The sequence below is a fragment of the Proteus cibi genome, from assembly GCF_003144405.1.
In the GTDB taxonomy this organism is placed as follows: domain Bacteria; phylum Pseudomonadota; class Gammaproteobacteria; order Enterobacterales; family Enterobacteriaceae; genus Proteus; species Proteus cibi.
The window spans coordinates 293,158-305,568 of sequence record NZ_PENW01000009.1 but is presented as its reverse complement, the minus strand read 5'-3'; the positions used below and the strand labels follow the sequence as shown (position 1 = coordinate 305,568).

Sequence of the window (12,411 nt, the reverse complement as noted above, 5' to 3'; positions counted from 1 at the left end):
ACGTATATTTTCACAAGTCACATACTTCTTGTATGTTTCTAGTGATTCATTCACTTGTCACCTAGCTACACTTCAAAATATTTAGAGTATATTTGTCTGTGTTTGAACAATTACTAGTGAAAGATAAGCATTGTGTTTTCATAATAGAAAACTAAAAACGTATTTTGACGAAAATAGCAGGCTAATTCTGTCGAATTTGTGTGGTTTATCTGCTAGCTATTCTTGTTTTGATGCATTTTTAAGGCGTGATTTTGCGCCAATTGCTCTAGTAATATTTCTTCAATAAGTTCACTGCGACTGACATTTCTTTCTGTCGCCAACTCATTGAGTGCATTTACAGCATCTTCATTTAATTTTAACTCAACTCGACGTAAGCCATTAACTCTATCACGTCTTAATTGATTACGTTTATTAATTCTAAGCTGTTCATCCCGAGAAAGCGGGTTTGTTTTAGGTCGCCCAGGTCTGCGTTCATCTGCGAACAAATCCAGTGTGGTGCGATCAGTTTGTTCTTTTGCCATAAATTTTGCTGTGAAAGGGCGTATACCAATGACTAAATTGCGAAACGCCCAATAATACCCCACATAGTGATGTCTCGCCACTGCTTCCTGAGTTTAAGCTATTGTGATTTGGTCTTTTTATCAACAGACGCTATTTTTAAGCACAATAATTATACATTCTCCTCAGCTTTCTCTAAAAAACGACGAATGGCCTTAATAACAGTATCCGGTTTTTCTGAATGTACCCAATGTCCTGTGTTTGCGACCACAAAGGCGGTTGCGAGAGGAAATTGGCGAGCTATGTTTTCACGATACTCATCTAAAATATAAGGTGATAAACCGCCACGAATAAATAATACAGGATGATGCCAAGCTGGTACCTCTTGCCAGCCAATAATATCTGAATAGGCATTTTTTATTGCAGGTAAATTAAATAGCCACTCACCATTTTTGAATGATTTGAGTAAAAATTGGATCACACCTTCCTCTTTAATAAAAGGGCGCATGATTTCCACGGCATCTTGACGGCGTGTCACTTGAGCTTTTGTTACGGCTTCAAGGGCAGCAAAAATGTTGTCATGGCGGCGAACATTATAAGCAACGGGTGACATATCAATCACAACAATATTGGCGATACGTTCAGGGGCTAATGCGGTCATCGCCATCGCAATTTTGCCCCCCATTGAGTGACCAATAATAATGGCTTTTGAGATCGCTAAACTATCAAGTAATGCAAGCACATCTTGCGCCATATCTTGATAATTCATACTTTCGTTATGAGGAGAGTGTCCATGGTTACGGACATCAATCTGTATCACCGTATTATCTTGACGAAGTGCACGACCTAACACGCCTAAATTATTGAGATCACCAAAGAGTCCATGGATCAAAACGATAGGTAAATGAGATGCAGGTGTCGTTTCAGGTTGGTGTAATTGATAATTTAATAATGTATTGAGTTTCATATTCATGACCAAGATGATTGCGATTTTCTTCTATGATGACATGCACAAGAGGCTAAGCCAACTTATCGCAATAATTTGAATGAGTAATGAAGCTCAGAAATAATTGATAAGAGAAATTTATAAAAAACTATAAAACCGCCATTGTATAGATATATATTCCAAACTTATTTAAAAAGTTGAAATCTTGACATTGCTCAAAAATAAATAATTGGAATTTTATATTATTTTGGGGCTGGGGTGGTGTGATATCGCAGAGTTTAAAACTGACTTTGGGTGAATAAGTTCAAAGAATAGAAGATGATACCAAGATAAACAATAGGATAAATACCGAACTTAGCCTTTAAAACGGTAGGATCTTGAATAGATCCTCTTTAAGTTATTGAAATTTTACCTATTTTGTTTTTAAAGATTATATCTTATAATCCTAATTACTTTTTTTTGAAAACAGTACTGGGTAGCAATGAAAAAGATAGAAATTGATGACGAACTTTACCGCTATATTGCTAGCGAAACTAGACATATCGGTGAAAGCGCTTCAGATATTTTAAGGCGTCTACTGAAGCTCGATGCCAAACAACCCGTACAACCAGTCGTTGTCACTGAGTCAGTACAAGCATCTGTTATTAAACAGGAAGCTGAACCTAAATCGATTACACCAGCAAAAAATCCGATCCGTGAAATGCGAGAACTGCTGTTATCTGACAGTTATGCAGAAAAAACAAAATCAGTTGATCGTTTTTTACAGATCCTTTCTACGTTATATAGCCTAGATAGCGCTACTTTTACTCAATCTGCTGAAACAGTACATGGACGAACACGTATCTATTTTGCTGGTGATGAACAAACATTACTCGATAGTGGACGTCATACAAAACCGCGCCATATTTCAGGCACGCCGTTTTGGGTTATCACTAACTCGAACACAGAGCGTAAGAGAACGATGGTACAAAGCATCATGCAGGATATGCAATTCCCTGCAAATGAGATTGATAAGGTGTGTGGAACTATCTAACCACTATTGTTAATTGATGCATTGCAAAGGCTTTTGTGTAAAGCGTGATTGTGATGTCAAATAGGAGAAGATTTGTGGCAATTCATCCAAGAGCAGGGCAGCATACTCGTCAAAGTGATCTTATTAATGTGGCGCAATTAACGTCTCAATATTATTCACTTAAACCACAAGCTAGCAATAACGCTCATCGTGTGAAGTTTGGTACATCTGGTCATCGTGGAAGTGCGAATCGCCATAGCTTTAATGAAGCACATATTTTGGCAATTGCACAGGCTATTGCTGAAGTACGTGCGAATAATGGAGTAACAGGACCATGTTATGTGGGTAAAGATACCCATGGACTGTCAGAGCCTGCATTTATTTCTGTTTTAGAAGTACTTGCTGCCAATAAAGTTAAAGTGATTATTCAAGAAAATAATGGCTATACACCAACACCGGCAGTCTCTTTTTCTATTTTGACATACAACGAAGCACATCAAGATATTGCTGATGGTATCGTGATCACGCCATCTCATAATCCACCTGAAGATGGCGGTATAAAATACAATCCATCAAATGGTGGTCCTGCTGATACTGATTTAACTTCAGTTATTGAAAAGCGTGCCAATGAACTGCTTGAGAACAATTTAGCAGGGATCAACCGTCTTTCTTATGATGAAGCATTAGCAAGTGGTTATATTCAAGCACAAGACTTAATCATGCCTTATGTCAAAGCGTTAGGTGACGTTGTTGATATGGAAGCGATTAAGAAAGCGGGCTTAAAATTGGGGGTTGACCCATTAGGTGGTTCTGGTATTGAGTACTGGAAACGCATTGGTGAATATTATGGACTTGATCTTGAATTAGTTAACGATCAAGTTGATCAGACATTCCGTTTTATGACACTTGATCACGATGGTGTTATTCGTATGGACTGCTCCTCACCATGGGCAATGGAAGGCTTATTACAGCTACGTGATAAATTTGATTTAGCCTTTGCTAACGATCCTGATTACGATCGTCATGGTATTGTGACACCTTCTGGTTTAATGAATCCTAACCACTATTTAGCGGCTGCAATTAACTATCTTTTCCGTCACCGTCCACAATGGGCGAAAGATGTCAAAGTGGGCAAAACACTGGTTTCAAGTGCAATGATTGACCGTGTTGTGGCAGATTTAGGTCGTGAACTAGTTGAAGTGCCTGTTGGCTTTAAATGGTTTGTTCAAGGTTTATTTAGTGGTGAGTTTGGCTTTGGTGGTGAAGAGAGTGCGGGTGCATCTTTCTTACGCTTCAATGGTAAACCTTGGTCGACCGATAAAGACGGTATCATTTTATGCCTGTTAGCTGCTGAAATGAAAGCAGTAACAGGTAAAGATCCGCAAGAGCATTACAACGAATTAGCACAACGTTTTGGCTCGCCAAGTTATAACCGTATTCAAGCATCAGCAACCCATGAACAAAAAGCGCTGTTATCACGTTTATCACCTGAAATGGTCACAGCAAGCACCTTAGCAGGTGATCCAATAACTGCACGTTTAACACATGCATCAGGTAATGGCGCCTCTATTGGTGGTTTAAAAGTCATGACCGATTACGGTTGGTTTGCGGCTCGTCCTTCTGGTACTGAAGAGGCATACAAGATTTACTGTGAAAGCTTCCGTGGTCCTGAGCATCGTGAATTAATTGAAAAAGAAGCTATTGAAATAGTAAATAATGTTTTTGCTAATAAATAAGTGAGTACGATAAACTATTTATAGAGAATACACTCTACCTAAAGGGAGAGTGTATTTTTTTAATGATTGAATATTTTTAGATCACAGCATTGATATCCATCATTGAGGTTGATTTAGAATTAAAAATAGAGTGGATAATCAATACAATGCAAAATAATTTTGTTTTACGAAGTGTACGTTACATGCTAGATCTCAGTGATGCACATGTTGTTGAAATCATGAAACTGGCTGATTTCACAGTCACAAAAGAGTTAGTCAATAGTTGGCTGAAAAAAGACGATGATCCTGAGTTTGTTGAGTGTGACGATAATGCGATGGGGCATTTTTTAAATGGTCTGATTTTTTATCGTCGTGGCAAAGATGAAAATTTCCCAGCACCTGAAGTAGAAAAGCGCATAACCAATAATATTATCTTAAAAAAGCTGCGCGTCGCTTTCGAATTAAAAGATGTTGATCTTCTAAAGATTTATGAGCTTGCAGACTTCCGTGTTTCTAAGCCAGAACTCAGTGCGGTATTCCGCAAGCCTGGGCATAAAAACTACCGTAACTGTGGCGATCAACTCGTGAGATATTTCCTTAAAGGATTAACCGAAACCCTACGCGGTAAAGGTAAAACGGTTAAGAAATAAATAGGTATATCTTAATTAAAATTATCTCCCTCTTTGATAGAGGGATTTTTTTCAAAAAAATGCTTTGTAATATGAGAACTCGTATTTAATCTTGAATTTGGTTGGTGTACATTGTACATTTATTGAAACCTCAATGTTTACTCAGCAAATCAAGCAATTGGCTACCGATGAAGAATAAGAACACTTCAAATTTAAAGAGTTAGCCAGCATCTAATTTCTCTAATTTTTTTGTTTACTGCTAAACTTATTTTGTTTAGCAGTAAACCCCATTCTTGAATATCTCATATCTCCTCACTGATTTGATTTTTCTCCTCTCTGATAATATATGACTGAAATTATTTATTACGAACTTAATTAAGTAAAAATACTGTTCTTGCTTTGTTAATAATTATGTCATTTATGTTTTATTTTTGTTTCTATTCTGAAATTTAATTACATATCAAGCAAAATAAAGGTGATTTTTCGCACAAATTAAGTGGTCTGATCAGTAGTAAAGTTTCATTAAATGAGGTAAAATTTCAATCAATAAATTAATCTGTATGCAGGAGAGCACTATGCCAGCTTATAACGAATATACAAAAAAACATGTTTTAGCCCGCCGTACTGGTGCTGTTGCGCTAGGTGTTGTGGCATTTCCTGTTATGATTTTTCATCCTAAACGCGCACAATTTTATAGCTATATACACCGTGTATGGTCTAAAACAAGTGATAAACCTGTTTGGTTGGCAAAATCAGAAGTGGCACTAAATAGTCACAAATAGCCGAATATTAAGATAACGCCTGCAAAAGTAGGCGTTATTTTTATCCTACTTTAAGTATTTTCTAATGTGACCTTCTTGTTTTTCTTTCACTTCAAATAATCTTCAATTTTTACGTTACAATAAACAGTATTAAATCATTTAAACGAAGGCTATTAACCTAATGCTATTTATCTTATTGTTATATAAATAGTCGCATTCGTGATAACAGGGAAATAAATGAAATGAAGAATACTGATCTGGAATTAGTGATTAATGAGAAGTTAAGCATTGAGAACTTTCAAGATTATGCGCCTAATGGACTTCAAGTCGAAGGACGCCCTCATATTCAAAAAATAGTAACGGGTGTCACGGCAAGCCAAGCATTACTTGATGAAGCTGTACGATTAAATGCAGATGCGATTTTAGTACATCATGGTTATTTTTGGAAAAATGAGCCTGTTGTTATTCGTTCAATGAAGCGTAATCGCTTAAAGACATTACTTTGTAATGACATTAATCTTTTTGGTTATCACTTGCCGTTAGATGCTCACCCAATCTTAGGTAACAATGCTCAATTAGCGTTAAAAATGGGCGTTAAAGTTGAAGGTGAAATATTACCGTTAGTACCTAAAGGTGTGTTTGATTTACCTTTAGCGCCTCTTGAATTAAAAGCACGTTTAGAAAAAGCGTTACAACGCAATGTATTGCATTGTGGTGATAATGCACCTGAAACGATTCGTAATATTGCTTGGTGTACGGGAGGGGGACAAGGCTTTATTCAAGATGCGGCAGAGCAGGGGGTAGATGCTTTTGTGACCGGCGAGGTTTCGGAACAGACTATTCATATCGCAAGAGAAATGGGGGTTCATTTTTTTGCAGCAGGACACCATGCGACAGAGCGTTATGGTATTAAAGCATTAGGCGAATGGCTTGCTCAAACACATCATTTTGATGTGACGTTTGTTGATATTGATAATCCAGCATAAGTCGATTTACTCTTATCTGATAAGCTATCTCTCTAATTAAAGAGAGATAGCTTTTTACTTTTTATTGCTCATTAAGCTGAATGGGTAACGGGCTTTGTAATTGTTGCAGATTATCGCATAACCAAATTAACTGTAGTAAAGCCTGAGGATCACGTGTCGTTAATGTCAGATAACGAGCTAATGGGTTGGCAATTAATGTCATTCCTAAATCGTCAGCAGTATGTTTGCTTATTTCTAACTGCTCTTTTTGCATTTCAGAAAGTAATTCTCTTCCAGTACAGGCTTGGGCTTCTAATACGGACAAAATAGGGCGACAAAATTTTTGTGCTAACGTCGGTTCACTATGATGCATTGCCGTTTGTTGCTTACGTTTCGCCATATATTCTTGAATACGGTTAATAAACTCTGATTGTTTTTTCTTACGCGGAAATTGGTCAAAATCGAGATAAAATAGCTCAATGCCTTTTGTCGTTTTAAGCCAAATGGTCGTTGGCAATAAATCTATATTTAAATCACGTCGAACAGGTTGCACAGTGACCGCAACTATCTCTAATTCTCGCTTAGTGAGATAACGTAATTCTTCCAGATTATTTTGCATTGTTCCTTCCCAATAAAGACGTAAGAAGGCTGAATTATCATGATGATCTGAAACATCCCAAATAACGCACTGCTCTATTTCATACCAAATTAAAGGCTTATAGCTTTTGATATGTAAGACGAGAGGAGAAAGAAATCCTTCAGGTTGATTAGCAAAATAGTCTGGTAATGCTTGCCAATTGTTGATCCCTAATTCAGTTTGTAGATTGTGATAATCCGTAATATCAAGAAAGTCCGTTTGGTTTTGTGCAAAGCTTTCGCCAATAGTCGCCAGTTTTCCTTCATCAGAAATACGAGGCTCTTGCAATAAAAAAGGACGACGCATTAATTTATCGGATGTTTGTTTCCATAACGATAAACTATTCCAAACACTATAACGGTTAAACAGAGTATCCAGTTGATTAGGGCGTGCTTGTGTCGCTTGTAAGAGCTGTTTTTCTTCTTTATCCCAAAAGGTAAAGGTTGCACCTAATGCACCACTTTGTGCTGTCCACCAGTTTGCACCAACAGGGATCAGAGAGAGGCTCGTTTTTTTATCGTCATATTGACGACGAAGTTGTCCTCGTAACACTTTTAACTGTTCAGGTGTCGCATTGGATAATTGGAATAGATAGGCTGAAATATGTGCCAACAAGCGCAAGACATTGCTTTCATCCATTGTGAAATGTCTTTCTGCCAATAACTTAACTTGGGTGCTTAATGTCCGCAAATACGACGCTAAACGAGGTAAACCTTCTGCTCGAGCCGACATATTCAATAAGTGCAACTGTGTGGCACTGCTTAAACTGATATGTGATAGCCCTTGGCGCAATAAATCATAAATAAATTGTTCAACCGTCGTAATTAATGCTAATTCTTCTTCATTGAGAGGGCGTTTCGAAGATTGCACAATGATTAAATCTTCAGGCCAAACCCATGGTTGAGCATGTTGTTCAAATAGTTTAGCCACAATTGCAAGGTGGAATGCTTTTTTCTGTGAGTCAGAAAAAGGCGATAACATGCCATCGTAACCACTACCTTGTAAGAAAATAACAGGCTCATCAACATCAGGGAGTTGAATCTTTAACTGTGTTCCTGTGTCTTCTAAATTTAATGTTGTTGTTTCCCACTGCTCAACTAATTTAATTGCCGCACGACAAGCGGGTTTTCCTGTTTTTTTGATTAATGCTTCTGGCTCAAGAGTCAATAAGGTGGGTAACAGAGGAACAATTTCAACGGGATCAGTAATGGTTTCTGATGATGTTTCATTACTATTATCATCATTTGAATTATCTGCACTATTATTGGCTTGTAGCCATAAAACGGCGGCTAAAATATGTTTACAACAACCAGATGCAGAACAATCACAACGGGCTTGTTGGATACCCGCTTCGTGTAAAACAACATGTTGTCCGTCACTACTGAACTGCCCTGTATTGGCATCAGTGAGAGAGACTTTTTCGTTATCAACATCTTTTCTTGCGCGTCTTAATAATCCTGCATTAGCAAATACAGTGAGCGCATCTTCATCGTAATGAAAGTAAACAGTTTGCCAACTCATTGCATTACCTCTGCCAACCATTGTGCGAAATGTTCAGGTGTTAACGCGGCAACTTGCATGCCTCTATCCGCGAGTTTTTGTGCAATTGCAGAGTCATAAACAGGTTGAGCTTCATCATCAAGTGCCGCAAGCCCTAATAATTTAACTTGTTGGCTATTAAGGCGTTGTGTGCAATCTAATAAGCGATTTAATGATCCACCTTCTTCAAAGTCACTGATAAGTGAAATAACGGTGCGTTTAGGATTTTTGACCAAACTTTCACAGTATTGCATTGCTCCAGCAATATCAGTACCGCCTCCCAATTGGACTGTCATTAAAACTTCAACAGGATCGTCTGCTAAATGTGATAAATCGACAACTTGAGTATCAAAAACCACTAAAGAGACATTAACAGCAGGTAAAGAGGCTAAAATACTGGCACAAACCGCGGCATACATAATTGAGCTGGACATTGACGCACTTTGGTCAACACAAAGAATCACATCCCACGGAAAGTGCTGTTGCATCCGTGAGTTAAAATAGGGAGTTTCAATCACTAAACGGCGATTTTGAGTATCGTAATGTTTTAAATTCGCCGCGATGGTTGCGCGCCAATCAAAGTTACGACTATTGGGGACTAAAGAGCGTCTAAAACGGTTACGACGACCTGTTAACGATTGGCGAAAGTTATTACGAATTTGACGTAAAATATCATCAACCACTTTACGAATAATGGTTTTAACCGCGTCTCGCGTTTCTTCACTCATACGTCCACGTAAGCTTAATAATGTTTTAGCTAACGCTTTTGTCGGCTCCATCGCTTTTAACGTATTGGGATCTTTAAGAAAGCTACTGATTTGATAACGTTCAATCGCTTGTGATTGCATACGTTCAAATGTGCTATTAGGGAATAGCTTACGCGCTTGATTTAGCCAGTTTACCGCAGTAAGTTGCGATGCATCGAGTGATCCATGACGACCTCGTTCTTGGCGAAGACCTCTGCGTTGATATTCTCGGCGATAGAGAAAGTCGAGTGTGCGTTCAACTTTTAAATCATCAGCATTAAAAGTTGCTTGCCCAAGAGCATCATCAGCATATTGACCTAAAATCAGGCGCCAGCGTTTTGCTTGTTTTATTTTATCTTCTTCAGGCATATCGTCATTATGCTGACTCATGAGTCGTATCTCCTTTCTCTATTTTCTTAGCATCAAACCAAGAAGTCATGCCTTGTTCCATTATTCGCTGTTGTAATTTTTGATTGAGTTTAGTGGCTTCAAGCATCTGTTTAGCACTAAATTCTGACTGCCATAAAGATAACGCTTGTGTATCTAAACCAATATCGTTGGCAATATATTGTGCAAGCTCCGCATTTTGCTTGGGATTAAGTTGGCTAAAGGCAAAACGCAGATCAGGTAAGATCTGAATAAATCGTTCTTCATCCCATTGCTGTAACAAGGTATTTAAGTGATCAACTAATAGCGGTAGGCGAATAACCAGCTCTGGTGCCGTTCGCATCATACCGACGAAATAACCAATAGCATGTTCGGGAGAACTGCCTGTACTAAAGGTCGTATTTAGCGCGGTGACTAATGTATTTTCGTCAATATATGAGCCTAAATAACGTAACGCATCTACGGCACCTTTTAATAAAGGTACGGTATCTAATTGACCATCAAGGCGATTGAGTTGCTGATAGAAATCACTTTTATAATCATGCTGATTATTGAGTGACGGCATAAATTCAATCAATTCACGCAAAGAGAGTAGCGCTTGTAAATTACTTTCTTGTTGTTGCTCATCACCCTGAGCCAATTGTTCTAAACAAAAGAAAGCTTGTGGAATAACTTGATGTAGACGATTTTCAAGTGAAAGCTCATCAGTAATATCAAGATATTGGCGACCTCGCCATAAATGGATCAGTTTATGTCCACATTGAGTGAGTGACTCAAGACGAAAATCTTGCTGAATATAGCTATCTAACAGTTTAAAGAGTGAGGGTATGCGCTGATGAAGCCCAATTAATGCCGCTTGAATTAATAACGTGACAGCACTTTGGCTTGAACGGCTTTGCCCTTGTTCCTCTAGCTGTTTTTCCATTGATAACAGCTTATTTAGGGCAATGGCTTCAAGTTGAGAGCCTTTCTCTGATAATGAAATCAGCTCACCTTCTACATTGGGGGTCCAAGCGTATTGCCACTCTTCAAATAACAGATCTAATTGATGACCAGAAAGAAAATCAGGACCGTTTACACGGTGTGCAAAATGGATCTCTAAGAAAGCCAATAAATGTAAAAAGCGACTTCTTAAGCGATGTTGCGGGTTACGGTAAACATCACACTTAGTTGTTTTTGTTAAAGTATCATCAAGTTTGAAGCGAAACGCTCTGGCGCGTTCATAGGTTTCATTGACTAAAGGAGGTGTGGCTGTTCCTAATGGGATCTTACCTAAGAGATAGCCAGAGAAGCAGGTTTTAATTTCAGCCCATAATTCGCTTTGGCTATCATCTAAGCTGCCTTTAATAAAGGCACTTTGTAAACCATCAAGCAAGTCATAGCGACCGGTACCGGCGTGATCTCTGAGTAAAGCGAGGCGTAAACTCTGTTCAGCCGCGAGTTTTACTGTTAAATAGCTAGGTGGATTATCAAATTGTTTTTCTCTAATCGCCTGAGCCACAGAGCTTAGAAAAGCAATCCCCATTTTATTGCGATAAACTTGGGTTGGCTGCTTTGCCGCATCATTATTTTCTAATTTATCATGATGTTGTTGCATTAAGCTTTGCCAAGCTTGTTGATAAAATGCCGGAGAAGGCATGCCCGAAGCATAACCGTTAAGTGCATCTAATCTGTCAAAACTGTAGCGAATAAGCCAAGCTTGTTCATTTTCGCCCATTTTTTGCATTTTAGTGAATTGCTTTTGTTCTGTGCTGGCGAGGGTAAATGATTGCGATTGTGGATCTGCCAAGCCTTCAATTAAAGCAAGCGTATGAAAACCCCCTGTCACGATAAGAATTTTGGCATTAGGCTCTTGCTGTTTTATCGTTTTAATGTGCGTCAGCATATGGGCTTCACGTTGTGAAGAGCCTTCAGCCTCAAGGACTTGTGGTTCATAGTCAAGACGAGCAAGGGCGCACCAAACAAAGGTGTCATTAAACAGTGTTTGCCAATCCGCCAAGGCTTCAATATGACGTAATTCAAAAAGATGCTCCCAAACATCATCATGATCACGACAGTGGCATTTTTTGGCTAATTGCGCGATAAACTGGCTATGGGCTAAATAACGTTCTTTCTGTAAGCTACGACTTTGTGAGTCGCTATATTCTTCGTTATTAACTTGAGCTGCCCAAGGTAAATCAATAAAGCGTGTTTTTGCATTAACGCGCAATCCACCACGTAATGCTTGCCATTCTGGTGAATATTCACAAAAAGGGAAGTAGGCGGAGTGTAGCGATTTCTCACGGTCTTCTTGTTCACCATCGTTATGTAAATACTCGGCTTGTCCCATAATGGCGATCGGCGGAAGTGTGTCTTTATCGTTTAAACTTGGGATCAGTGAGTTAAACGTATCCGGGCCTTCTATCAAAATATAGTCAGGCTTTACTGAATCAATAAGTGATAAAACACCGTAGGCACAAGCAGGGCTATGGTGGCGTACAGGGGCAAAATAGAGATGTTGTTGCTGTAACGACGTCCATTTCAGTCGTGCTTGGTCAATTCTTTCTGGTAAAGGTATTGAAGGTAGCGTCACCGTG

General features: G+C 38.6%; 10 protein-coding genes. 5 read left to right on the top strand and 5 right to left on the bottom strand.

What is annotated here, in order from left to right; genetic code table 11:
* Nucleotides 1–212 precede the first annotated feature (212 nt).
* Nucleotides 213–521, bottom strand: a complete 309-nt coding sequence (ybfE, locus tag DK865_RS05310; RefSeq protein ID WP_036912278.1) for a LexA regulated protein — start codon at nt 519–521, stop codon at nt 213–215.
* Nucleotides 522–670: 149 nt separating this feature from the next.
* Nucleotides 671–1,465: an esterase gene (gene ybfF, locus DK865_RS05305; protein ID WP_023581172.1), complete on the bottom strand. Its 795-nt coding sequence runs from the start codon at nt 1,463–1,465 to the stop codon at nt 671–673.
* A gap of 460 nt (nt 1,466–1,925) precedes the next feature.
* Between ybfF and seqA the strand changes: the two genes are divergently transcribed.
* The 5 genes from seqA to DK865_RS05280 all read left to right on the top strand — a co-directional run bounded on the left by seqA (nt 1,926) and on the right by DK865_RS05280 (nt 6,547).
* Nucleotides 1,926–2,477 (top strand): replication initiation negative regulator SeqA, encoded by a 552-nt coding sequence (gene seqA / locus DK865_RS05300; RefSeq protein WP_023581173.1) that lies wholly within the window; start codon nt 1,926–1,928, stop codon nt 2,475–2,477.
* Between the two features lie 74 nt (nt 2,478–2,551).
* Nucleotides 2,552–4,192 (top strand): phosphoglucomutase (alpha-D-glucose-1,6-bisphosphate-dependent), encoded by a 1,641-nt coding sequence (gene pgm / locus DK865_RS05295; protein WP_036912068.1) that lies wholly within the window; start codon nt 2,552–2,554, stop codon nt 4,190–4,192.
* A gap of 146 nt (nt 4,193–4,338) precedes the next feature.
* Entirely contained in the window at nt 4,339–4,821 is a 483-nt protein-coding gene (locus tag DK865_RS05290; protein WP_036912071.1) for a YehS family protein, read from the top strand.
* A gap of 554 nt (nt 4,822–5,375) precedes the next feature.
* Nucleotides 5,376–5,582 (top strand): YbfA family protein, encoded by a 207-nt coding sequence (locus DK865_RS05285; RefSeq protein WP_036912074.1) that lies wholly within the window; start codon nt 5,376–5,378, stop codon nt 5,580–5,582.
* 221 nt (nt 5,583–5,803) lie between these two features.
* A complete protein-coding gene (locus DK865_RS05280) occupies nt 5,804–6,547 on the top strand; it encodes a type 2 GTP cyclohydrolase I (protein ID WP_023581176.1) in 744 nt (247 codons plus the stop codon).
* Nucleotides 6,548–6,608: 61 nt separating this feature from the next.
* On the opposite strand, the gene DK865_RS05275 is transcribed toward DK865_RS05280, so the two are convergent.
* Genes DK865_RS05275 through DK865_RS05265 form a run of 3 tightly spaced genes read right to left on the bottom strand, consistent with a single transcriptional unit; the run spans nt 6,609 to nt 12,407 of the window.
* Nucleotides 6,609–8,684, bottom strand: a complete 2,076-nt coding sequence (locus DK865_RS05275) for an SWIM zinc finger family protein (protein WP_036912077.1) — start codon at nt 8,682–8,684, stop codon at nt 6,609–6,611.
* On the bottom strand, nt 8,681–9,838 hold the full coding sequence (locus DK865_RS05270; RefSeq protein ID WP_109391390.1) for a VWA domain-containing protein: 1,158 nt from the start codon (nt 9,836–9,838) through the stop codon (nt 8,681–8,683). The genes DK865_RS05275 and DK865_RS05270 overlap by 4 nt, the downstream gene beginning before the upstream one ends.
* Nucleotides 9,825–12,407 (bottom strand): DUF5682 family protein, encoded by a 2,583-nt coding sequence (locus tag DK865_RS05265; RefSeq protein ID WP_036912080.1) that lies wholly within the window; start codon nt 12,405–12,407, stop codon nt 9,825–9,827. The genes DK865_RS05270 and DK865_RS05265 overlap by 14 nt, the downstream gene beginning before the upstream one ends.
* Between the last annotated feature and the right edge of the window lie 4 nt (nt 12,408–12,411).